This is a genomic window from Natrialbaceae archaeon AArc-T1-2 (assembly GCF_030273315.1).
Lineage (GTDB): Archaea > Halobacteriota > Halobacteria > Halobacteriales > Natrialbaceae > Tc-Br11-E2g1.
In genome coordinates, this window is record NZ_CP127174.1 from 365087 (window position 1) to 389001 (window position 23915).

General features: G+C 64.5%; 19 protein-coding genes. 13 read left to right on the forward strand and 6 right to left on the reverse strand.

Features of this window, described 5'->3' with window-relative positions:
• The first annotated feature begins 37 nt into the window (after positions 1 to 37).
• Positions 38 to 2089 (forward strand): ATP-binding protein, encoded by a 2052-nt coding sequence (locus QQ977_RS01765; protein ID WP_285927189.1) that lies wholly within the window; start codon positions 38 to 40, stop codon positions 2087 to 2089.
• 19 nt (positions 2090 to 2108) lie between these two features.
• Here the strand turns inward: QQ977_RS01765 and QQ977_RS01770 are convergent, their stop codons facing one another.
• On the reverse strand, positions 2109 to 3104 hold the full coding sequence (locus QQ977_RS01770) for a phosphate uptake regulator PhoU (RefSeq protein ID WP_285927190.1): 996 nt from the start codon (positions 3102 to 3104) through the stop codon (positions 2109 to 2111).
• A gap of 209 nt (positions 3105 to 3313) precedes the next feature.
• On the opposite strand from QQ977_RS01770, the gene QQ977_RS01775 reads away from it, so the two are divergent.
• From QQ977_RS01775 to pstB, 4 genes are all read left to right on the forward strand, one after another.
• Positions 3314 to 4369 carry a PstS family phosphate ABC transporter substrate-binding protein gene (locus QQ977_RS01775; protein ID WP_285927192.1) on the forward strand — a complete coding sequence of 352 codons (1056 nt, stop codon included), beginning with the start codon at positions 3314 to 3316 and terminating at the stop codon, positions 4367 to 4369.
• The gene (gene pstC / locus QQ977_RS01780; RefSeq protein WP_285927193.1) at positions 4366 to 5289 is read left to right on the forward strand and encodes a phosphate ABC transporter permease subunit PstC; all 924 of its coding nucleotides are present in this window, start codon (positions 4366 to 4368) and stop codon (positions 5287 to 5289) included. The genes QQ977_RS01775 and pstC overlap by 4 nt, the downstream gene beginning before the upstream one ends.
• A complete protein-coding gene (gene pstA / locus QQ977_RS01785) occupies positions 5286 to 6194 on the forward strand; it encodes a phosphate ABC transporter permease PstA (protein ID WP_285927194.1) in 909 nt (302 codons plus the stop codon). Before pstC ends, pstA begins: the two co-directional genes overlap by 4 nt.
• 223 nt (positions 6195 to 6417) lie before the next feature.
• The gene (gene pstB / locus QQ977_RS01790) at positions 6418 to 7287 is read left to right on the forward strand and encodes a phosphate ABC transporter ATP-binding protein PstB (protein ID WP_285927195.1); all 870 of its coding nucleotides are present in this window, start codon (positions 6418 to 6420) and stop codon (positions 7285 to 7287) included.
• Between the two features lie 136 nt (positions 7288 to 7423).
• On the opposite strand, the gene QQ977_RS01795 is transcribed toward pstB, so the two are convergent.
• Positions 7424 to 8044: a VOC family protein gene (locus tag QQ977_RS01795; RefSeq protein ID WP_285927196.1), complete on the reverse strand. Its 621-nt coding sequence runs from the start codon at positions 8042 to 8044 to the stop codon at positions 7424 to 7426.
• A gap of 142 nt (positions 8045 to 8186) precedes the next feature.
• Here QQ977_RS01795 and QQ977_RS01800 point away from each other — a divergent pair, with 142 nt between their 5' ends.
• The 5 genes from QQ977_RS01800 to QQ977_RS01820 all read left to right on the forward strand — a co-directional run bounded on the left by QQ977_RS01800 (position 8187) and on the right by QQ977_RS01820 (position 14182).
• Complete coding sequence (locus tag QQ977_RS01800; RefSeq protein ID WP_285927198.1) at positions 8187 to 8672, forward strand: metal-dependent hydrolase; 486 nt, start codon at positions 8187 to 8189, stop codon at positions 8670 to 8672.
• A 144-nt stretch (positions 8673 to 8816) separates the two neighbouring features.
• A complete protein-coding gene (locus QQ977_RS01805) occupies positions 8817 to 9548 on the forward strand; it encodes a GNAT family N-acetyltransferase (RefSeq protein ID WP_285927200.1) in 732 nt (243 codons plus the stop codon).
• A 217-nt stretch (positions 9549 to 9765) separates the two neighbouring features.
• Complete coding sequence (locus QQ977_RS01810) at positions 9766 to 10806, forward strand: DUF1616 domain-containing protein (protein ID WP_285927201.1); 1041 nt, start codon at positions 9766 to 9768, stop codon at positions 10804 to 10806.
• A 710-nt stretch (positions 10807 to 11516) separates the two neighbouring features.
• Positions 11517 to 12716 (forward strand): DUF6541 family protein, encoded by a 1200-nt coding sequence (locus QQ977_RS01815; RefSeq protein WP_345783345.1) that lies wholly within the window; start codon positions 11517 to 11519, stop codon positions 12714 to 12716.
• Positions 12713 to 14182: a flippase gene (locus QQ977_RS01820; RefSeq protein WP_285927203.1), complete on the forward strand. Its 1470-nt coding sequence runs from the start codon at positions 12713 to 12715 to the stop codon at positions 14180 to 14182. Before QQ977_RS01815 ends, QQ977_RS01820 begins: the two co-directional genes overlap by 4 nt.
• A gap of 35 nt (positions 14183 to 14217) precedes the next feature.
• Here the strand turns inward: QQ977_RS01820 and QQ977_RS01825 are convergent, their stop codons facing one another.
• Positions 14218 to 15222: an FkbM family methyltransferase gene (locus QQ977_RS01825; RefSeq protein ID WP_285927206.1), complete on the reverse strand. Its 1005-nt coding sequence runs from the start codon at positions 15220 to 15222 to the stop codon at positions 14218 to 14220.
• Positions 15223 to 15371: 149 nt separating this feature from the next.
• On the opposite strand from QQ977_RS01825, the gene QQ977_RS01830 reads away from it, so the two are divergent.
• Positions 15372 to 16655, forward strand: a complete 1284-nt coding sequence (locus tag QQ977_RS01830; RefSeq protein ID WP_285927207.1) for a polysaccharide deacetylase family protein — start codon at positions 15372 to 15374, stop codon at positions 16653 to 16655.
• 416 nt (positions 16656 to 17071) lie between these two features.
• Positions 17072 to 19399 (forward strand): right-handed parallel beta-helix repeat-containing protein, encoded by a 2328-nt coding sequence (locus tag QQ977_RS01835; protein WP_285927208.1) that lies wholly within the window; start codon positions 17072 to 17074, stop codon positions 19397 to 19399.
• A 14-nt stretch (positions 19400 to 19413) separates the two neighbouring features.
• Here the strand turns inward: QQ977_RS01835 and QQ977_RS01840 are convergent, their stop codons facing one another.
• From QQ977_RS01840 to QQ977_RS01850, 3 genes are all read right to left on the reverse strand, one after another.
• The gene (locus tag QQ977_RS01840) at positions 19414 to 20511 is read right to left on the reverse strand and encodes a glycosyltransferase family 4 protein (RefSeq protein ID WP_285927209.1); all 1098 of its coding nucleotides are present in this window, start codon (positions 20509 to 20511) and stop codon (positions 19414 to 19416) included.
• Positions 20512 to 20593: 82 nt separating this feature from the next.
• Positions 20594 to 21544 (reverse strand): NAD-dependent epimerase/dehydratase family protein, encoded by a 951-nt coding sequence (locus QQ977_RS01845; RefSeq protein WP_285927210.1) that lies wholly within the window; start codon positions 21542 to 21544, stop codon positions 20594 to 20596.
• 2 nt (positions 21545 to 21546) lie between these two features.
• The gene (locus QQ977_RS01850) at positions 21547 to 22515 is read right to left on the reverse strand and encodes an NDP-sugar synthase (RefSeq protein ID WP_285927211.1); all 969 of its coding nucleotides are present in this window, start codon (positions 22513 to 22515) and stop codon (positions 21547 to 21549) included.
• A 177-nt stretch (positions 22516 to 22692) separates the two neighbouring features.
• On the opposite strand from QQ977_RS01850, the gene QQ977_RS01855 reads away from it, so the two are divergent.
• A complete protein-coding gene (locus QQ977_RS01855; protein WP_285927213.1) occupies positions 22693 to 23907 on the forward strand; it encodes a glycosyl hydrolase in 1215 nt (404 codons plus the stop codon).
• Positions 23908 to 23915: the final 8 nt, after the last annotated feature.

Below are 23915 nucleotides of genomic sequence, written 5' to 3' on the forward strand. Positions count from 1 at the left end.
CATTATTTCGGTACTACAAATAAGATTTCACATCGACATGGAGCGCCACCGCACGCCGTTCCCGGCGATCGTCGGACAGGAGGAACTGAAGCGGGCGCTGTTGGCCGTCGCGGCCAACGACGCGCTCGACGGGCTGCTCGTCCAGGGAGAGAAAGGGACCGCCAAGTCGACGGCCGTCCGCGGGCTCGTGGACCTGTTGCCCGACCAGCGCGTCGTCGCCGACTGCCCCTACGGCTGTCCGCCCGACGATCCGGCCGGCCAGTGTGCGGAGTGTCGGGAGCGCGACCGCGAGGACCTCCCGGTCGAGAGCCGCCCCGTCCCGCTGGTGACGCTCCCGCTCGGGGCGACCCGCGAGCGCGTCGTCGGCACGCTCTCCGTCGCTGACGCCCTCGAGGGGGAGGCCGAGTTCGACCCCGGCCTGCTCGCGCGGGCGAACCGGGGCATCCTCTACGTCGACGAGGTGAACCTGCTCGAGGACCACCTCGTTGACGTCATCCTCGACGCGGCCGCGAGCGGGGTCAACCGCGTCGAACGCGACGGCGTGAGTGTCGAACACCCGGCCGACTTCACGCTCATCGGAACGATGAACCCGGAGGAAGGCGAGCTTCGGCCACAGCTGCGGGACCGCTTCGCGCTGCAGGCGACGGTCGTCGGCTGTCGCGAGATCGAGGATCGCGTCGAGATCATCGACCGCGCGCTCGCAGCGGGCACCGATCCGGACCGGCGCGCGGCGTACGCCGAGGAGACGGCCGCGTTGCGTGACCGACTGCTCGAGGCCCGCACGCGCCTGCCCGACGTCGAACTCCCGGCGGCGTTCAGACGCGACGCCGCCGAACTCTGTCTCGAGGCTGGCGTCGACGGCCACCGGGGCGACATCGCCATCGCCCACACGGCACGGACGCTTGCGGCACTCGACGGCCGGGAGAAGGTCATCGAGCCGGACGTCGAGGAGGCCGCCCGGCTCGCGCTCCCACACCGGCTGCAGAGTCGCCCGTTCGAGGACGAGCCCGACCTCGAGGACGTACTCGAGGACCAGTTCGACGACGAGAGCGATCGCGAGGACGAGGAGACGGACGCCAGCGATACGGAGGCGGGGGAAGAAGGCGACGACGAGAGGGGATCCGGGTCCGACGACGCCGGGGGCGACGACCGACGGGACGGCCACGACGGGGACGGCTCCGGCGGCGGCTCGAGCCAGCCGTCAGGCGAATCGCCGGCTGACGACGATGGCGATGGCGACGACGACAGTGATGGGCCAGACGAGGGCGAAGAGGAAGACGAGGCGACGCCGCTCGTCCCCGGCCAGCAGCGGGCCGACATCGGCGACGCCGAGACGCCGCCGGTCGAGGAGGTAGACGCCGGCGGCTCCCCGGGTGACGGCTCCCGGGCACGGGTCGACGCCTCGAGGCAGGGTCGGGGGTCGCGGGTCCGGACCGAACGTGCCGGACGCGACGACACGGTCGACGCCGCCGCCTCGATCCGGGCGGCCGCGGGCGAGGGTCGAACCGACCTCGAGAGCGAGGACCTCCGGACGTCGGTCCGGACCGCGACGGCCGGGACGCTCGTGGTCTTCGTCGTCGACGCCAGCGCCTCGATGGGGCCCGCGATGTCGGTCGCCAAGGGAACGGTCATGTCGCTGTTACAGGACGCCTACGAACGCCGCGACGAGGTCGCGTTCGTGGCCGTCGCCGGCGAGGAAAGCGAGGTCCTCCTGCCACCCACCGACAGCGTCACGCTCGCGGCCCGTCACCTCAAGGAGCTCCCGACCGGCGACCGGACGCCGCTTCCGTCCGGCCTCGAGGAGGCGACCCGGCTGGTCACACGGTCGGAGGCGGACGCGAGCCTGGTCGTCGTCGTCACCGACGGCCGGGCGAACGTCGCCGAGGGAAGCCCGACGGCGGCCACGCGCGAGGCGGCCGGGCGGCTGGCGCGGACCAACGCCGAGGTCGTTCTCGTCGACGCGAGCGAGGCCGACGACCGGACGGGACTGATCGGCGTCCTCGAGGCCGAGACGGACGGCCGGACGATACCACTGGCGTCGCTGTCGGCAGAGAAGGTCGCCGAGGCGACACGCTCGGCACACGAATAGGCTGCTCGAGTCCCCGCGATCAGGGCCGTGGCGCTGCCTTCTGGAGTGCCGTCTCCGCGATGTTGCCGCCGTAGTCGGCGCTTCTCGAGAGCGAGTCGACGATGAGCCCGAGCGACTGGGCCTGGACGGGCTCGAGGTCACGAAGCATGTCGTCGATCGTGCGGGTGTGCTGGTCGATCTCGAGGACGGACTCGAGGGCTTCGTGGCCCAGCCGGTTCGCCTCGGCACCGTCGTCGGCAAACAACGCGTCCATCGACTTCTCTAAGACGTCCGCAGCGTCGTCGTGCAGCGCCTGGAGGGCGTCGGCGACGTCGCCGGGTATCTCCTCGAGTTTGCGTGCGAGCGTGGCGATCTTGGCGGCGTGGTCGGCGACGCGTTCGAGCTGACGGGCGCTCGAGTGGTAGTCGAAACAGTCCTCCCGGGAGACGCCGAGTTCTTCGGCCGCCCGCGGCGAGCGCAGCGTCGCCCGAAAGATCCGTGAGACGACCAGCCAGAGGCGATCGACGTCGTCGTCACGGTCGATCACGTCGCGGGCGATGTCGTCGTCGTTTTCGATCAGCGCCCGGAGGGCGTCCGCGAGCATCGAGTTCGCGATGAGACGCATCCGGGAGACGGCGTTGACGATCGACAGCTCTGAGGAGTCGAGCAAGTCCTGGATGACGACGCTGTCTGTCGTCTCCTCGAGTACTTCGACCCCGACGAGCCCCTGGGTGGCGTCGCGGATCGCGCTTCGCTGGTCGGTCGTGATCCGGCCGGCCTCGAGGGCGATGACGTCGAACCCGCTTACGTACATCGTCATCACCGCCCGGGTGAGCCGTTCGCCCTCGAGGTCGGAGACGTCCAGGGTTCCTCGCTGGCGTTCGGTGTCACTCGTCGGCGTCAACAGCAAGGCATCGTCTTCGGGATAGAACTCGACTGTCGTGCCGGCGCTGACGTCGTTCTCGGTCGCCCAGGACTTGGGCAGTGAGACGGTGTAGGTCGACCCACCGGTGACCTGGACCTTTCGCGTCTCCATGCACCGGTCTTGTTGCCGGTCGAATATAAATTCGACCGTATCTATAGAGCCAGAGATGGTTCCGGATTGGATCCGCTGTAACTGACGGTATCGGGGTTTCGATAGTGTATATTTCGTCGTTAAGTGGTATGTGCTAGCTGGCATCGAACATAGAGATATATAGAGAACATAGTAGAGTATTTAGACCGAATAGACACAACCAGGCGGTGATGGGAAACAAGCCGACGTCCGGCCGTGACACCACGACGACACGGCGTCGCGTCCTGCTCGGTACCGTGGGGGCGGTCCTGACTGGACTGTCGGGGTGTATTACTCGCGGCTACGAGACCGACCTCTCGGGGGAGGTTTTAGTCGACGGCAGTAACACCGTCCTCCCTCACGGTGCTGTCGTCTCCGAGGAGTTCCAGTGGCGGAACAACCGCGTCATCATCCCCGTCCGGGGTTCCGGAACGGGAGCCGGCTTTCAGCGGTTCTGCGCGGGCGAAACCGACGTCCAGAACGCGAGTCGACCGATCCTCGACGGCGAGTCGGAGATGTGTTCGGCAAACGGGATCGAGTACGTCGGCCTCGAGACGGCACTCGACGGACTCGCCGTCTTCGCCCACCCGGACAACGGCTGGTGTGACGACCTCACCGTCGAGGAACTCCACCAGATCTGGCAGTCGGGGTCAGACGTCGACACGTGGAGCGACGTCCGTGAGGAGTGGCCCGACGAGGAGATCGAACTCTACGGTCGCGATCCGGCCTCGGGGACCTTCGATTACTTCACCGAACAGATCAACGACGAGATCGGTGACATCCGGTCAGATTACTCCGCGAGCGCGGACACCAACGTCATCGTCCGTGGCGTTCGCGGCAGCGAGTACGCGCTCGGCTTCGGCGGAGCCGGCTACTACTACGAGAACGAAGACGACCTGAAGCTGATCGGCGTCGACGACGGCGACGGACCGGTCGAGCCGACCCGAGAAACGATCGAGAGCGGAGAGTACACGCCGTTGACCCGGCCGCTGTACACGTACTTCCGGGTCAGCGCGCTCGAGCGAGACGTCGTGCGGGCGTTCGCCGAGTTCTACTTCGAGGAGATCGACGGCGAGGCGACCGAGGCAGACATCGTCGAAGACGACGAGACGCTCGTCTGGACCCAGTGGGCCGCCCGCCGGGTCGGCTACTACGCCCTGCCCGACGAGGTCGACGATCCGGACGAGCCAAGCGTCGCAAAGAGCGAGGCGACACTCCGGGAGGCACTCGAGGAGGTGACGGCATGAGCACCGACCAGGACGTCGGCATTACGGCCCGTGGCAGCAGCGTCGACGACCGGAAGAACGACCTCATCCGGCTGGTCTTTTTCTCCTGTGCGGCTGTCACCGTCCTGACGACGCTCGCGATCATCCTCGTTCTCGTCGACGGCTCGATCGACTTCTTCCAGCGGGTCTCGATCGTCGAGTTCTTCACCGAGGCCAACTGGTCGCCGGTCATCCGACCGCGCAGTTACGGCGTACTCCCGCTGATCTGGGGGACTCTCGCCGTCACGGTGGGGTCGGCGATCATCGCGATCCCCGTCGGTACGGCGACCGCGGTCTATCTCAGCGAGTACGCCGATCCGCAGGTCCGGAAGGTGATCAAGCCGACGCTCGAGATCCTCGCCGGAGTCCCGACGATCGTCTACGGCTTTTTCGCCCTCTCGTTTATCACGCCGCTGCTCCAGCGGGTGTTCCCCCAGACGGGGACGTTCAACCTGGCCGCGGGCGCGGTCGTCGTCGGGATCATGATCATCCCGATGGTCTCGAGTCTCAGCGAGGACGCGATGAGTTCGGTGCCGGACGAGCTTCGCAACGCCGCCTACGGCCTGGGTGCGACGAAGTTCGAGGTCTCGACGAACGTCGTCGTCCCGGCCTCGCTGTCGGGCATCATCGCTTCCTACATCCTCGCGCTCTCGCGAGCGATCGGAGAGACGATGGCCGTCACCCTCGCCGTCGGGATGACCCCCCAGATCACGGGCAATCCCCTGGAACCGATGCAGACGATGACCGCCTACATGGTCCAGATCGGGATCAGTGACGTGTCGGTCGGATCGATCCAGTACCAGAGCCTGTTCGCCGTCGGACTGACGCTGTTTGCGATGACACTCGCGATGAACCTGTTCAGCCTGTGGGTCAAAGCGCGCTACCGGGAGGAGTACGAATGAGCACGGATACACGGACGCCGTTTGGCGAATCGACCGAGGACATCGAGCGAAAGCGTAAGATCGGCCGCGCGTTCGTCGCGGTCTGTTTCGCCTCGACGCTCGTTGGTATCGTCGCACTCGTGGCCTTGCTCGCCGACGTCGTCTACGAGTCCTGGGGCTGGGTCACCTGGGAGTTTCTCACGTACCCGCCATCCCAGACGATCGAGTACTACCTGCCCGGCGCTCGCGGTGCTGGTATCTACCCCGCGATCGTCGGCTCGATCTTCCTCATCGCGCTGACCGCCGTCTTCACCATCTTCCTCGGCGTCGGCGCGGCGGTCTATCTCGAGGAGTACGCCTCCGAGAGCCGGCTGAAGTCCTTTATCGAGGCCAACATCGCCAACCTCGCGGGCGTCCCCTCGATCGTCTACGGGCTGCTCGGGTTGGCGATCTTCGTCCGCGCGATACAGCTAGGCTCGAGTCTCATCGCCGGCGCGTTGACGTTGACGCTTCTGATTCTGCCGATCGTCATCGTCTCGACCCAGGAAGCGTTGCGTGCGGTGCCGGACTCCCAGCGACAGGCCGCCTACGGCGTCGGCGCGACCCAGTGGCAGGTAATCCGGGATGTCGTCCTTCCCCGTGCACTGCCCGGCATCATGACGGGGACGATCCTCTCGCTATCGCGAGCGATCGGCGAGACGGCCCCGATCCTGATGGTCGGTGCTGCGACCTCGCTGTTCGTCGGCCCCGACAGCCTCACCGCCCCGTTCAGCGCGATGCCGATGATGATCTTCGAGTGGGCGACCCTGCCCGAACCCGGGTTCCAGCACGTCGCCGCCGCGGGGATCGTCGTCTTGCTGTCGATCCTGTTGCTGATGAACGCCGTCGCGATCTTCATCCGCAACAGGTACGATCCCCGGTCCTGAGCGCACGACACCCTCGATCTACATACCGATATATAGACCACATAGCGCCCTATTTATTCGACGACGTCGACGATCAACGTGATGACGGGGAGACGACTGATCTGCACTCGTCGCGACGCTCCAGTCCGACCGGCAGTGGACGACCGCTCGGGGACGCCGACGACACGAGCGAGCACCGATTCGCAACAGGTAACTGCCCGAAGCGTCACGTATCGATAACTGCATGACCGCAAACCAGAGCGGGTCGGGGACCGTCTCGGAGACCCGGATCGAGGGCTCGGCACGGGAGGAAGTGGGGGCGGTCGATCGCGACCGCGTCGCGGGTTCGCCCCAGGTGGACGACGCGGTCATCGAAGCGCACGATCTGAATGTGTTCTACGGCGACGACCAGGCCTTGCAGGGGATCGACATGCAGATCCCCGAACGGAAGGTGACGGCGCTCATCGGCCCTTCGGGCTGTGGGAAATCGACGTTCCTTCGCTGTATCAACCGGATGAACGACCTGATCGACGTCGCCCGCGTCGAAGGCGACCTCTACTTCCACGGGAAGAACGTTTACGACGACGACGTCGATCCCGTCGCCCTCCGCCGGAAGATCGGGATGGTCTTCCAGAAACCGAACCCCTTCCCCAAGAGCATCTTCGACAACGTCGCCTACGGGCTGCGCGTCCAGGGCAAAGACGACGGCAATCTCGAGGAGAAGGTCCGAACGGCACTCGAGCGTGCCGCCTTGCTCGACGAAGTCGACGGTAGACTCGACGAGTCCGGACTCGATCTCTCTGGCGGCCAACAACAGCGACTCTGTATTGCCCGTGCGATCGCGACCGACCCCGAAGTGATCCTGATGGACGAACCTGCCTCGGCGCTCGACCCCGTCGCGACCTCCCAGATCGAAGACCTGGTCGAGGAACTCGCCGAGGAGTACACCGTCGTGATCGTCACCCACAACATGCAACAGGCTGCCCGGATCTCCGATAAGACCGCCGTCTTCCTCACCGGTGGCCACCTCGCGGAGTTCGACGACACGGCGAAGATCTTCGAGAACCCCGAGAGCCAGCGCGTCGAGGACTACATCACCGGGAAGTTCGGATAGTCGTTCCCTCGTTTTCAGATCCGTCGGTACCGATAGCATCGTCGCGAACGCGACGAGCAGGCGGTAAATCGTCACGCCAGCACGGCCAGCGCTCGCCCGTACTGTTGACAGGACGAACGGGTGTGTCGTCGGCGTCTCACTCGATGCCGCCGACGCCACGTTCCGAGTCGGGGAGATCGTATCGCTCGACCTCGAGACCGAGTTCCTCGAGGGCGGCCTCGAGGTGTTCGTCCTCGGCGTACTCCGCACCGTCTTCCTCGCGGAGCCGCTGGGCGGTCGCGAGCACTTCCGCCCGGCGGTCGTCGGGGACGTCGTACTTGTCCGTCGAGAGTTCGATCACGAGGCCGTCGTTGTCGCGGGTGTAGATCGAGTGAAAGATCCCCCGGTCGAAGACGTTGTAGCCACGGCCGTCCTCCTCGAGAGCGGCCATCACTTCCTCGAAGCGGTCGGGCGCGATCCGGAACGCGAGGTGATGGACGCCGCCGACCGAGGTACGCTGTTGTCGCGGGTCGGCGTCGCGGTCGTCGCTGACGAAGAAGGTGAGGAGTCGGCCGTCGCCGGTGTCGAAAAAGAGGTGCGTCTGTGAGGGGTCGTCGAGATTGGGCTGGCGAAGGACCAGCGGCATGCCGAGCAGATCCCGATAGAACGAGATCGTCTCCTCGGCGTTGCTTCCCCAGATAGAGACGTGGTCCGTACCGACGGTGTGGGCTGGACTGTCCGGACGGTCGGCCGTAACGGGTTCGCGGTCGCCACTCATACCCGGTCGAACGGCTGACGAACGAATATACCTTGTTCCGGACCGACCGGTATCGTCCGTCTCTTCCCGCGGCGTGACGTTCCGACCGTGTCGGGAGAAAGAGAGAAAGCTATTCCACCCTCGAGTGAACAGTCACGAGGTAATGAACAAACGGGGGCACGTGCTGAACGCGGTACTGCTCGGCGTCGGTCTCGGTATCCTGCTCGAGCCGACGGCCGACGAACGAATGATCGCGACGATCGTGATGATCGCCGTCCCTGTAACACTCGGTGCAATGGTCCCCGACATCGACACCGAGTTCGGTCGGCATCGCAAAACGCTACACAATCTCCCCGTACTCGTCGGCTTCGTCGCCTTTCCGTACTTCTTCGGCAACCTCGAGTACGTCTGGATCGGCGTGTTGACCCACTACGTCCTCGACGTCGCAGGCAGCAGACGTGGGATCGCGCTCTTTTATCCGCTGTCGTCTTCGGAGTACGGGCTGCCGCTCGGCGTCCCCGTCAGCAGCAGCCGTGCCGGGATAGTGACGATCGCCATTACAACTCTCGAGCTCGCCCTCGCAGGGCTGCTCATCTACAGCGTCCCCCAGTGGGGCCTCGAGCTGGGACGCCAGGCGCTTGGAATCTAGGCACCGATGCGACTGTCCTGTCCGCAAACGACGGCGACAGGGCGGCAACGACGCTCGTTCGTCGATGATGAACCGGCCGACACTCGATATGTGAATAGCTACCAATGGACAAGAACTAAGCGACTTCCCGTCCTACGCGCAGTCATGAAGGCCGTCGAGCGTCCGACGTTCGAGTCCGAGACGAGCAAACGCATCTACGAGTACGTCGAACGACACGGCACCGCCAATCGGCACGCGCTTCGAGACGCCCTGTCGCTGTCGGCCGAGACGTTCCAGGACCACCTCGAGCGGCTGACCTCGGAGGGGTATCTGGAATCAGAGGGCGGAACGCTGCGGATCGCACTCGAGTTCGGCGCGATCGAGGAGTTCGAGACGGACGGAACGACGGTCATCATCCGCCCCGGCCGTCAGAGCGATTTCGAAGGACTCGTCGAGACGATCCGGGACGTGACGGCCGAAGAGACCTACGTCGTCGCCGAAACGGTCGCCGAACAGCTCCTCTACGAGGACGCCGTCACGCGACACAACGCCGTCGAGTCGCGGGTGTTCTTCGTCGCGACCGTCGACGGCGCAGTCGTCGGCTGGACCCACCTCGACCTGCCACATCTGGACCAGGTCAAAGAGACCGCCCGCCAGACCGTCGGCGTCCGCGAGACCTACCGCGGCAAGGGGATCGGCAGCGAACTCTTAGAGCGTGGCCTGGAGTGGGCCAGAGCCAACGGCTATCGGAAGGTCTACAACAGCATTCCGACGACCAACGATCGCGCACTCGAGTTTCTCACAGAGCACGGCTGGAACACCGAGGCGATCCGCCGGAACCACTACACGATCGACGGCGAGCACGTCGACGAAGTGATGATGGCCTACGAGTTTTGAGTTTCAAGAGGTCGTAGGAACGTGTTACCTCGAGCGAAGAGGGCCCTAGATATCTACCGGACTGACCGTTTGCGACCGTTTCGAGGGCGGTAGTCGGCACTATTGGACACGCGTCGTACTCGAAATTGCCGGCATTCGTTCCGTTCGTCGTGACTGTAGGGGTATGCGACGAGTAACAATGAGTGACACTACGCGAGCAGTCAATACTACTGGATCGATGACAGACCGCTCGACACGACTGATACAGCCGTTCACGGCCGTCCGCCAGGGAAGCAAACGACTCGTCACGGAGATGCCGACGGATCTGGCTGGCGTGGCGGGATTCGTCTTCGTCGCAGTAACAGTGTTGGCAGTCGTCGACGTCGGTTCGACGCTGGTCCGGGCGGCGGTCGGATTCCCACTGCTGTGTTTCCTGCCGGGATACGCGACCGTCTCGGCGCTCTTTCCGCGTGCGTCCGACACACGACTGGCGACGGAAACTGCTGTCCCGGCCGGAACCAGCGGCATCAGTGACCTCGAGCGGCTGGCGCTCGCGTTCGGCCTGAGCGTCGCCATCCTTCCCCTGCTGGCACTGGTCATCGCGGCCGGCTCGTGGGGCTACTCGACGGGTGTCGTGGTGACGGTCCTCGCCGGCTACGTCCTGGGGCTCGTCGCGATCGCCACCGTCAGACGGCGTCGCGTCCCGCGGGCCGAGCGCTATCGCATCCACCTCGGCCGACGCGTCGAGACGGCCCGCACGGCCATCTTCGACACGAACTCCGCCGTCCACACGGCGATCAACGTCGCGCTCGTCGTCAGTATGGTACTCGCGTTGACGACCGTCGGCTACGCCCTCGTCTCGCCCCAGTCGGGCGAACAGTACACCAGCCTTGAGTTGCTCACCGAGAACGACTCTGGCGAGTACGTCACCGGGGAGTATCCGTCGACCGTGGATGCCGGAGAATCGGTCCCCGTGACGATCGCCGTCGAGAACTGGGAAGGTGACGATACCGAATACACGGCCGTCGTTCAGGAGCAACGGCTGACCAACGGCGAGGTCAACGAGCGAACGGAGATCGACCGTCTCGAGTATGCCGTCTCCGACGGTGAGACTGCATACGGCGAGAGTGACGTGACGCCAGTCGCCGACGGCGGCACCGTCCGGATCACCGTTCTCCTCTACGTCGACGACGTTCCCGAGACGCCGACCACCGACAACGCGTATCGATACACCTACTTCTGGATCGAAGTCACCGATGGCGGTTTTGAGAATCCATAGATGTGTGAACCAACAGACGGTGAACACTTCCTGTCCGAGGGTATCTTGCGTATAACAAGGTCACGAACGACAGAACTTCCTGTGAATATATGAGGTCAGAACCAACGACATGTAGACAACAGCACCGTGATTCACTCCTGGTTTCGCTCGGGTTCTTTGCGGTTGTCGGCGCGACGTTCACTGCCGTTACCTCGCCAGCGACGGGATACGAGGTGTCGCTGTATACCGCGACACCAACTGGAACGTGGATCGGGCTAGGAATTGGATTTCTCGTCTCGCTGTTCGTCGCGACTTCGTCGGTACTAGATGAGGGTAGGTTGCTTCGGATTGATGCCCTCGTACTCGGGGGGTTGTCGACCCTCGTCTTCGCAGGCCTCCCCATCATTCGTGGCTATCGGTTCAATGGGCAGACCGACTCGTTAACCCACTTCGGTTGGGCGAGCGCGATCCGCGACGGATCGCTGTCTCCGTTCGAGTTACTTTACCCCGGAATACACACCGTCTCGGTACTGATCGAGTCTGTGATTGGAGCACCGCTAACCCAGTCGATGATGTTTGTTGTTCTTCTCTCAGTAGTGGTGTTCATTGTCTTTGTCCCGCTGGCTGTCCAGACAGTCGTTCCGACACCCACGGCGACCGTCGTTGGGACATTTTCGGCGTTCTTGTTATTGCCGATCACGACCCTCTCGACGCACATGCATCCACACGCGATGACACAGACAGTCCTGTTTTCCGCGCTGGTAGTTTACGTACTGCTGAAGTACGTCTTCGCCGGCCGTGAGAGCGGCTCGTTCTCTGCGGTCGGGGTTGTCCTTGCGATTCTCTCGATCTCGACGGTCGTCTTCCACCCACAGTACGTCGCACATATGATCGTCGTCTTTCTCGGTATCTGTTCCGTCCAGCTCGTCGCACACCGAACAACGGACGGCGCGATCACGGACCACCGCCTGCTGTACGGACAGACGCTGTTTCTGATCGCGGTCTTTTTTGCCTGGGCGTCGAAGCACGGTTTTTTCGCCGAGTTCGCCGAACGAGCCGTCGTCTCGACGGTGATGTACGTCTTCGGTGACGGCGGCACCGCTGGCGAATCGATCGCTGACCAGGGCGCGTCGCTGGCGGCAGTCGGCGGCGGAATCGGGGAGATATTCTTCAAACTGTTCACTCCACAACTGATCTTCGCACTTGCCACCAGCGGACTCGTTCTCGCTACCCTGGCCCGGCGATCCGGCTGGAACTGCCGTGACGTTTCCGCCGTGACCGCATATTTCACGCTCGGACTGATCGGTCTGGCAGCCCTGTTCGTGCTGTATTTCTTCAGCGACACGTCGGAGATGTACTTTCGCGTCTTCGGACTCGCGATGGTTCTCCTGACGGTTCTCGGTGCGCTCGCCATAGATCGGGTAGTGACGTGGCGGACCCGTCGGGAGGGGACGGGATCGTCCGTTCGGTCGCTGCTTGCCGTCGGGTTCGGTATCCTGCTCGTCGTCTCGTTGCTCGCCGTCTTCCCTTCGCCGTACATCTACAGCCAGTCACAGCACGTGACCGACAGTCAACTGACCGGATACGAGTCGGCCTTCGCAAACAGCGACGACGACGTCGAATTCCTGGGGATCCGGGATGGTCCGAACCGCTACGACGACGCGATCCACGGCAACCCCGAGCGAAGCCACGCCCACGGAAGCATCTCCGAGGATGCGTTTGACGAACCGCTCTCGAGCCAGTACGATACCGACCACTATCTCGTGATTACACGGACGGATCGCGACCGTGAGACGATCGCATACAGGGGACTTCGGTACACGTCGGCAGGGTTCGACTCGATCGACGGTCAGCCTGGCGTCAACCGGGTCCAGTCGAACGGGGAGTTCGAACTCTATCACGTTGTTCCGGACGAACCAGCATCGTCATGAGCCTGCCGGAGCAACTCGGGTCGCGGTTCAGAGCCGAGTTCGTCGGCCTGGTCGTCGCCACCGTTGCCGGCGGGCTCCTCGTGTTTCTCCTGGCCCGACTGCTCGAGCCCGACGCCTATGGAACCCTGTTTCTCGCGATATCGATTCTCACCGTCGTAGGGATATTCAGCAAACTCGGCATCGCGAAATCGGCAGCCAGGTACGTCGCAATGTACCGGGAAGACGATCCCGGACAGGTTCCACACATCCTCGAACGATCCGCGTTGGTGACGGTTCTCACACTCGGGATCGTCTCGCTTGTACTCGCAGTTGGCCACGAACACATCTCGGAACTCGTCGGCGAAGCCGGTATCGCGACGTTGCTCCTGTGGGGAGCGCTGTTCGTCGCGTTCGAGGCGACGACGACGTTCACCCGGTCGATCGCCCAGGGGTTCGAGGACATCGAGCTCGCGGCGACGGTGAAAGCGATCGACATGGGCGGTCGGCTGCTGTTCGCCGTCGGGTTCGTCGCGCTGGGCTATGGAGCGCTGGGAGCACTCGGTGGGTACATCGCCGGCTCGCTCGTCGCGTCCGCCATCGGCATCGGCGTCCTCTACCGGCGTCACTACCGACCGTCGCCACGGGCCGCGCGGATGGAGTCCGGACTGACACGTCGCATTCTCGAGTACAACGTCCCGCTCACCGTCACTGGAGTGGCGGGCAAAGTCGACAAAGACGTCGATACGATTCTCGTCGGGTTCTTCCTGAACCCGGCCGCGGTCGGCTTTTACGTCCTCAGCAAACAGATCGTCGAGTTCGTCCAGATGCCCGCCTCGGCACTCGGGTTCTCGATCTCGCCGACGTACGGTAAACAGAAGGCTGCCTCCGAACTCGACACCGCCGCGTCCCTCTACGAGGCGTCGCTGAAGTACTCGCTCCTGTTGTACGTCCCGGCAGCGGTGGGGATCTTCGTCGTCGCCGAGCCGGCCGTGACGGGAATCTTCGGCGCGGAGTTCGCCGGTGCGGTGGCGGTGTTGCAGGTCCTGTCGGTGTATGCCGTCCTCCAGGCACTCACGAAGATTACCGACCACCCACTGAACTACCTCGGCAGGGCACGCGAGCGTGCGATCGCCAAGGGGATCGCATCGACCGCCAACGTCGGGCTGAACGTGCTGTTGATACCGACGGTCGGCGTCGTCGGTGCCGCGATCGCGACGGTCCTCACACACTCGTTTTACGTGGCCGTGAAACTCTACATCGTCGCCACCGAACTCCCGCTGGATACCGGCCGCATCGGCTCCGATCTCGGCACCGTCTGTGTGGTCACCGGCGGGATGTCCGTCGTCCTGTGGCTTGCGTTTCCGTACGTCACGGGGTTGCTCTCGCTGGCTGCCGTCGTCGGACTCGCGGTCGCCACGTGGGGATCACTCGCGATCGCCGTCGGAGCCGTCGACCTCGAGATGGTGAGACGGACCGTTCGCTCGTGACCTCCCCTCTCGGCTCAAACCGCCGGGCGGCGTCGCTACACGCCTTTCCTGACGAGCAGGTTGTACCCTCCGGACAGCGACCGCAACGACTCGAACGACTCGTACTGGCGAGGAGCGACCAGCGGCTTCGACGTGATCTCTTCGAAGACGACGGCGACGATCTCGAACCCGTGCCGGTCGAAGGTCCGGAGCACCCGCTCGGTGTCGGCTGTCGTGAGGATGTTCGGATGCATCTCGACGAGCACGAGCAACGGCCCAGGAGCGCCGAGCACCGATTCCATCGCGGGGACGAGTTCGGCCTCGTACCCCTCGAGGTCCATCCGAACCGCGTGGATCGACCCAGCCGGGATCTCGCGGGATGTCAGGTACTCCTCGACCGACCAGACGTCGACGCGCTCGGAGTCGTCGGCGTCACGACGGTCGCCGTCCGTCGACGCCGACTCGATCCGGTTCAGGTTCGTATGCGTCGAGAGCCGTAACTCGGCCGTGCCGCTCTCGGGACCGACCGCCGCCGGCTCGATCGTGATCCGGTCCTCGTAGCCGTTCAGCCGGACGTTTTGCTCGAGATACCGGACGTTTCGGTCGTCGGGTTCGAACGCGAGCACCCGACCGTCGGGTCCGACCGCCCTGGCTTCGGCGAGGGCGTAGTAGCCGATGTTCGCCCCGATCTCGAGGACGGTGACGGGCGCTGCCGTCATCGCGTCGATGCGTCGCAGGGCACGCTCGAAGAGTTCGATAGTTCGTTGCTCTCTCGTCCCGTATACCAGCAGATCCCGGGAGAGGCCGCCGTCCTCGAGGTTTAGTACCATCTCGTGGCCGTTGATCTCGCGGGAGACCGTCCCACCAGTTCGTCCCGCGAGATATCGGATGTAGACGTCGTACGGGCTCCGGCCGGTCGCTCCGGCGGCGATGAAGCTTCCGATAGCGCCCGGACGACGGGTTCGAACCAGCCGGAACAGTTCGTTTGCACCCTGTTTGGCGTGCCTGAGGACCTGTCCCGGCCTCGAGACCAGGGCGGACGCTTTACGAAGGAGTTCCATCTGTCGATGTCGCTTCGCGGTTCGGAACGTTCTCGGTTAGTTATACTGTGGTTTCTGCGCCGTGTCACGTCGCCGGGCTCTGCCAGAAGTATAAGACGAGGAGAAATAGGTCACTACCTAACTGGTCGCATCCGATACTGGTTCACTCGATGAGACGACGAAATGCACTCTATTACACAGCTATCGGGATCGGAACGGCGCTTTCGGGGTGTCTCTCTCGTGACGGGGACGGCTCCGCAAGCGAGAGCGAGCCCAGAGAGCGTGCAAGTGCCGTTGATTCCTCCCCCGAACCCGAATCGGAGTGGCGGTCGTGGCCCGCTGGAACGGCAATAGAGACCGTCGAGGATGTACGGACCGAGGATATCGACGAAAACTGGGGTGTTACCGGGACTGCAGCAACAGGTTCGCAGTCTATCTACTACGCCGGTTCGACGAACGGATCCGTCGCATTCGACTACGCCGACGACCCGCTCGACCTGACAGAATCGGGGATGGCACTCATCGTCAAGGCGAAGGACTACAGCACGGGCGCCTCGCCGTTCGTCGAACTCGAGGACGGGGACGGTAACCGATGGCGGTTCAGACAACGGGTGTCCGCGGCTGCCGACGGGTGGATCCGGATCGACCTCGCGATCGATGACCCGGCGGTCGACGGCGTGGAGCCGGACCTGAGCGCGATCGAGACGATCAGGCTCCGGCCGTCGCCATCCAGCAACGAGTCGGGACGTCCGCGGTTGTATTTCGATTCGCTCTGGCGGACGCCGTCGTTCGACACCGCAAAAGTCGTTCTCCAGTTCGACGACGGACACGAAACACAGTATACCGAAGCGTTTCCCATCCTGTCGTCGTATGGCTGGTCCGCAACGACGTACGTGACCACGGACTGGATCGGAAACGATGACAGGTGTGACCTCGACCAGCTCGAGGAGCTACAGGACGACGGCTGGATCGTCGGTAACCACACGGTAACACATCCGAATCTCCGAGGGCTGTCGGTCGAGGAGGTCGAAGCCGAAGTCGAGGGTGCCAGAGAGTGGCTCATCGAACACGGCTTCCAGGAGGGAGCGAACCACTTTGCCTATCCGGAGAACGGGTACTCTCGCGACGCGATCGACGTCGTCAGGGAACACCATCAGACGGGTCGAGTGTCATCGCTCAGCTACCCGGTCGTGTTCCCGACCAACCCACAACTCGTCAGTGGCGATGGCGATCCGGAATCATCGCGGGTCGAACGCATCGTCGACCGCACGATCGAGCACGGCGGCATCTACGCGCCGTACTGGCACCGTCTCACCGGGGAGACGGTCGACGACTTCAGGAACAGCATGGAGTACATCCGTGCACGCGAACGCGACGGCGACCTCGAGGTAATCCGCATGGACGAACTGCATCGACAACTTGGCGGTGACGGATCGACGGCGACTCGCGGCTGAGTTCGGGCTGTCTGGCACGAGGTTGTTAGTCCGTCGATACTGGCGACCACCGTCACGACGGCCGTCGAGGGGGCCATCTATCAAAGATTCTTTGAGTAATATTCTTTCATACAAGCTATTTTAACCACGATTTCATGAACTTCTGTTAATTTTATAGTAAGGGAAACAGAAAGTTTATCCAGTTATTCTCTCTCTACACAGAGTGCATGGCACGCGAACATCCGGAACAACTGAGAGACCGATCTCCTGTCACATGCGACAAGACTGACGAACAGCACGGTAGGAACCGCGTACTGCGACGACGGTCCTGTCTGAAATTAGCCGGCATCACGGTGGGTGCCTCCCTGCTGGGCGGTCACGCAGCGGCGACGTCGGGGACGGCACGGTCGGAGCCGGAGGCAGCCGACCCGTCACGAATGGACGAGCGAGTCCTCGACGTGAGCGACGGTGACGACCTCGCTCCGGTGGTGTCGAACTCGAGCGACGGCGAGTTGCTCGTGGTCCCGCCGGGGACCTACGAGTGGAACAGCCAGCTCTCGATGTCGAGGCGCAACTGGGGGATTCGCGGCGACGGCGACGTCACGATTTACGTCCCCGGCTCGTGGGGAACCGACAACCAGAGCGATCGCGTTCTGAACGTCTCGGGTGACAACATCCTCCTCGAGAACCTCGTGTTCGACTCCGACGGGCGGCCGGGCACCGGCTTTCGCTGTATCGTCGACACCGTCGGGACGATCCGGGACCTGGAGATCGCCAGCGACGGCCCCCGGACGTGGACCGATCACACCTACGCCTTCGCGGTCGGTGCCGAATCGAGCAACGGACACTTCGAGATGGACGGTATCGTCTGTCACAACAACGGCGACCTCTCGAACTACAACGGTGGCAACGGCCGGGTCGGCATCTGGTGCTCCCGGGACGGCACGCTGACGGTCCGCAACTCGGTGTTCTCCGGGTTCCCGAACAACGCCATTTACACGCGGATGCGCGGCGCAATGGAGATCGAAAACTGTGTGTTCGCCAACAACAGTCCGACCGGCGTCCGCCTCGGCGGCTCGAACGAGGTGATCCGGAACTGTACGTTCTTCACGGACCTCTCGCTCGACGGGACGACACACAGCAACGACGAGCGCCGGATCAACGCCTCGGCGATCATGGCCGACAATCGATCGAACGCCTCGAGTGGCGGCTACGTCGAGAACTGCTCGTTCGTGGTCAGGGACGCCCCGAGAGCGTCGGGTGTCGTCCGGTTCCTCGAGAACGACTGGGTCGAGTTCAGCGACTGTCAGTTCCTGCTCGAGGAGTCACACATCCCCGCGTTCGCGTGGCACAACTCCGGCGAGGCGATCCTCGAGGACGTCTCCTTTCACACGCCGTCCGGCTCCGGCGCGACGGTCGGACGTTCCGGCGGTCGATACGACACGTCGAACGTCGGGATCGCCACCGGCCTCGACACCGGATCGATCACTCCCGACTACCGGGACACCGACTTCGACTGGGATCGCGTCCACGACTACCCTGGTCCGTCGTTCGACGGCGGGTCCGACGGGTCACAGGGCGACGAGGGGCCGTCGATCGACGTCGTCGGGCTCGAGACGGACGCACCGCTCGAGGGTGGGCAGTACCTCACCGTTCGGGCAACGCTCGTGAACCCGGACGAGGAAACGGCCTCGAGCGACGTTACAGTCCGCGTCGGAAGCGACTCACAGGCCGTCGACGACGACGCGGTATCGATCGCTCCCGGCGAGACGGAGACGGTCGAACTGGGCTACGAGACCGCATCGGTACAACAGGACGTCGAGGTTCCGGTCCGCGTCGAAACCGACGGCGACGAAGGGTCGACGACCGTCGAGGTGACGGCCACGGATGAGGACGACCGACACACGCTCCAGTTCGACGGCGAGGGGAACGACGACGTCACGGCGTACCGGTTCACGGTCGACGGCGAGATCGAACGTAGCGACGAGCTCTCGGAGTACGGCACCGGCGGGGAGTTCGTCGACGAGTCGACGATCGACGGCTGGGTTCGTGGCGGCGTCGACGGCTTCGAGTTCACCGGCGCGCTGACCGCCCTCGAGATCGACGGCGAGGCGACGTCCTACGTCGACGGCGAGGCGGTCGATCCCGCCGAGTACGGCGGCGAGACCGACAGCCAGCACACGCTGCAATTCGACGGCGAGGGAAGCGACGACGTCACGGAGTACCAGTTCATCGTCGACGGCGAGATCGAACGCAGCGAGGAACTCTCGGAGTACGGCACCGGCGGGGAGTTCGTCGACGAGTCGACGATCGACGGCTGGGTTCGTGGCGGCGTCGACGGCTTCGAGTTCACCGGCGAGCTGACCGCCCTCGAGGTCGACGGCGAGGCGACCCCCTACCTCGACGGCGAGGCGATCGACCCCGCAGACTACGGCGGCGAATCCGAGTCCCCAGAGCCGGAGCCAGCATCGGTAACGCTCCTGGATACGAACGCGCCAGTCGACGGCGGCGAGTGGCTAACCGTCACCGTCGAACTCGACAACCCCGGCCCGGTCGCGACGACGGCGGACGTCGACCTGGTGGTCGGGACCGATCCCCAGGTCGTCGACGCGGCGTCGGTCACGATCGACGGCGACGCGACCGAAACGATCGAGCTGGGTTACGAGACGTTCCCCGTCCGTCAGGACGTCTCGTTCCCGGTCGCCGTCGAGAGCGACGAGGACGCCGACTCGACGACCGTCGAGGTCTTCGGGATCGACGGCTGATACCGCAGGGCAGCTCACGCGGCGGGTTCCGGGGCGATAGCGGGCTCGTCCGGTAGCTCCCGGGCGTAGAGTCGGAGCAACTCCTCGATGATCTCCTCCCAGGAGTATCGCTCGAGGACGAGCTCGCGGTTGCGTTCGGCCATCCGGCTCACCCGATCGGGCGACTCGAGAAGCGTCTCCAGGGCCGCACGGAGGTCGTCGGCGTCGCCCGGTTCGACGAGCAGTCCGTTCTCCTCGCCGATGACCTCCGGGATCGCTCCCACGGTGGTCGAAATCACCGCGTTTCCGCCGGCCATCCCCTCGAGCATCGCGATGGGGAGCCCCTCGGCGTACGTCGGGAGGACGTAGATCGACCCTTCGCTGAGCAACGACCGTTTCCGTTCCTCCGAGACGTATCCGTGGTAGGTCACGGTTTCGTGTCGCTGCGCGAGTGCTTCGACCGCCCCGGACCGCGGGCCGCTGCCGGCGAAACTCGCTCGAAACTCGAGATCGGGTCGGTGCTGGAGGTCGTCGATTGCCTCGACGAGTTCCGTGACGCCTTTGCGATCGATCATGTTCGAGACGAAGACGACGTGTGGAACGTCGTGGCCCGTCTCCGGGTCGTAGTTGGCCGGCTCGACGGCGTTCGGGAGGACGACGATCCGCTCCCGGTCGGCACGCGTTGTGACCACCTCGCGCCAGTACGCCGAGAGGACGACGATCCGATCGCTCGCACCGAAGACGACCGACTGGTACCAGGCGAGGATCCGCGAGTCCGTGTCGACGAACTCGTCGAACGAGGAGCCGTGCACGTGCAGTACCACCGGCCGTCGCCACACGTAGGCGGCAACGAAGACGTACAGCGAGGAGCGATAGAACGAGAACCGATAGGAGGTGTGGACGTGAACGACGTCGGGTGGCGACCGGAACGGGAACCTGATTGCCGCCCACAGCCCCATCAGCACTGCCGTGAGGAACCATCTGATCCCGCTTCCCGCCGGCGGCATCGCCATATCGTAACTCTCGACGTCGAGTCGATCCGCCAGCCGGCGGTGTTGTTCCTCGACGTACTGGTGAACGCCGCCGCCACCGTACGTTCCGACGATCAACACGCGTGTCGAATCCGGTGCCATCGCGACGCTGGTTCGGTTCAGACGGGGTTTGTTATGGACCAACTGAAAGAACACACACGGCGAATTCGGGGAAGCGACCCCGTCACCGGAGTTCCTCGAGCAGGTCGGCCGTCGCCGTCCGGACGGCCTCGTCGCTCGAGCGGTCCGGTTCCCAGCCGAGCGCGTCGAGTTTCTCGATCGAGAGGCGCATCTTCGGGACGTCACCGGTCCAGCCGCGATCGCCGCCGGTGTACTCGTAGGCCGGGTCACAGCCCAGTTCGTCGCTGACGATGTCGGCGATCCGGGTCACGGAGGTCGTCGTACGTGTTCCGAGGTTGTACGTCGAGACCGATCCGGGCGCGTGCTCGACGACGTGGGCCATCGCGTCGATGCAGTCGTCGACGTACAGGTAGGACTTTTCCTGCCGGCCGTTCCCGAGGATCGTCAGCCTCTCCGGGTCCGCCCGGAGCTTTTCGATGAAGTCCGGGACGACGGCACCGCGAAGCCGGGGACCGACGACGTTCGCGAACCGGACGACCCACGCGTTCGTGTCGTAGGAGTTGGCATACACCGACAGCAGTCCCTCGTCGGCGAGTTTGCTCGCCCCGTAGACGCTGATCGGCTCGAGGGGTGCGTAGTCCTCGGGCGTCGGTCGGGGTGCCTCACCGTACACCGTCGACGACGAGGTGTACACGATGTTCGAGACGCCGACGTCGTGCATTCGCTCGAGGACGTTCCGGGTCATCGCCGTGTTCGCCGCGAGCTGTTCGCGTGGCGTCTCGTCGTCGACGGCCGTCCGTGCCGCGAGGTGAAACACGATATCGACGTCGGCGGTGATGACGGACGCGACGTCGGCCGGATCCGTCAGGTCGGCTCGGACGAGCTCCGGCCCCGGAGGGAGCCACTGCTCGGAGCCGTTCGAGAGGTCGTCCGCGACGACGACCGCGTTCTCCGCTCGGAGTCGCTCCACCAGATGGGAGCCGACGAACCCGGCACCACCGGTCACGACGATGCGCTTGCCACGGAGGTCGACCGGACCGCTGGGAGTCGACACGGTTACCCCCCGTTGTGAATCCGCGTGTGTGCCCCGATGAGGGCGTCTTGTACGTTCAGTTCCGCGATGGTCGTCTCGCGGTCGACGATCGACGACCGGACCTCACAGTCCCGTACCGTCGTCTCCGGGAACACGATCGATCGCTCGAGGTGGGCGTCGACGACCTCGGCTCCGGCCATGATCTGGACGTCGTCCCCGAGCGTCGATCCCGTCACCGTCGCGGTCTCGGCGACGTGGATTCCCCCATCGAGGTGCCAGGCCAGCGCGTCCAGGTAACTCTCGGGCGTCCCGATGTCGAACCAGGCCTCCTCGAAGGGAAACGCGAACACGTCCTCGCGATCCTGTAACCACTCGATGAACCAGCCGGGCTCGTCGGGATTGTGTCCGCCCTCGAGATAGGTCTCCAGGCGCTCGAGGGTCGCAGCCGGGAATCCATAGCAGGCAATCGAGACGAGCGTACTGTTCGGGTTCGCGGGCTTTTCCTGGAAGTCGACCACCCGCCCGTCCTCGAGGGAGACGACGCCGTAGGACGTGGCACGATCGGTTGTTTCGACGTCGTAGGCTGCGATACAGGGCGTATCGGTCCGCTGGAAGAAGTCGACGAACTCGCCGACGTCGAAGCTCAGCAGGTTGTCCCCCGCGATCACGACGGTGTCCTCGTCGATCCCCTCCCGCTCGACGAGCTGGGCGAGTGCACCGACGACGCCGAGTTTCTGACTCTCGGCGGTCGTCTCCTCGACCGTGAGCGTGAGCTTCTCGAAGCGGCTGTCGGCAATATACTCGCGAAAGCGACTCGCGAACCGCTGGTTCGTGCTCACGAACACCTCCGAAATCCGGTCGTCAGCCTCGAGGTCGGCGACGATGCGATCGATGACAGTGGTGTCGCCGATCGGCAGGAGCATCTTCGGTCGATGCTTCGTGATCGGCCACAGCCGGGTTGCGTACCCACCTGCGAGAACGATTGCCTTCATTGACTCGTTTCAGGCCACCTGACGGTCTGGGATAGTTATGAAATCGATACCGATCCGACGGTCGTGGTAGCGACGGTGTACTCCAGGGACACGGCGTGTGACGCCGACCGCGCTCGAGTGCGACGAGAGAAATGGGCGGATAACCAAAGCCGAGGTATCCAAAGCGTGGGTAGCGATGTGTCACGCACCGTCCCGATTCGTGTGGAAGCGACCGGTGCCGGCCGACCCAGGGCCGACGCCGTGGGGATCCCGCCACGGGTACCGACGGTGACCGGGGTGCGACTCCACGGCTTTCACGACGGAACGCTGTATGGAACGCGGTATCGAACGCTGCTCCGGGAGGGGCCGACGGGCTCGTTTCGGCAGGTCGGCGAGCTTCCCGTCCCGGCCTCGGGACGAGACGGGCTCTCGTATCGGCTCAAGACGACGCGGGGGTGGAAGTCGACTCTCTGCAGGCTCGTCGGTCGGTTTCCGTCGACCAACGTCTGGCCGCTCGGCGACACGGCGCTGCTCGCGACCGCGGACAACTACGTGTTCGTCTCACGCGACCGTGGCGACACCTGGACCGTCAGCCGAACGCTTCCGGACTCCTCGAGTCCGATGGGCGTGTTGCCGACGGGCGTCTGCGTCCACAACGGCGCGATCTATCTCGGCGAGTATCCACTCGCCTCGTCGGCGACGCCGCGGCTGCTCCGGTCGACCGACCTGGGCGAGAGCTGGGAGACGATCCTCGAACTCGAGGGAGTACGTCACGTCCACGCGGTGCAGACGGATCCCTACACCGGCGAGCTGTGGGTGACGACCGGCGATTCCGGCACGGAGTGTCGGATCGGCCGCGTGCGAGACGGGAACCTCGAGGTCGTCGGCAGCGGCAGTCAGCAGTGGCGAGCGGTCGAGCTCGCGTTTACGCCGGACGCGATCGTCTGGGGCGTCGACAGCGTCTATCGGGAACGGAACCCGATCCTGCGACTCGAGCGGTCCGATTTCGGGGACGGCTCGCCGGAGACGCTCCACGAGGCCTCGAGTTCGATCTACTACGCGACGTCGCTCACGGTCGGGTCCGAACGGTGGATCGTCGTGTCGACGGCGATGGAAGCCGGCACGGACAGCACGGGGCCCGACGACCAGACCGCCCACTCCGATCGAGCGTGTGTCCTCGCGGCGTCGTCGTCGACCGACTTCTCGCGGTGGCACGAGGTCGCCACCTACGAGAAGCGACGGGTGCCGGTCGACCGGTGGAACCCGGGAGCCAGCGTGCCGGTCGCAAACGCCTACGTCTTCCTGGATTCTGACCCGGACAGGGGCGTCGTCACGAACCCGTACAACACCGCCCGTGACGGTGGGGCGGTCCGGCTGTATCCGCCCGCGTACTTCGCCACGCTCGAGTCGTGACCGGGCCG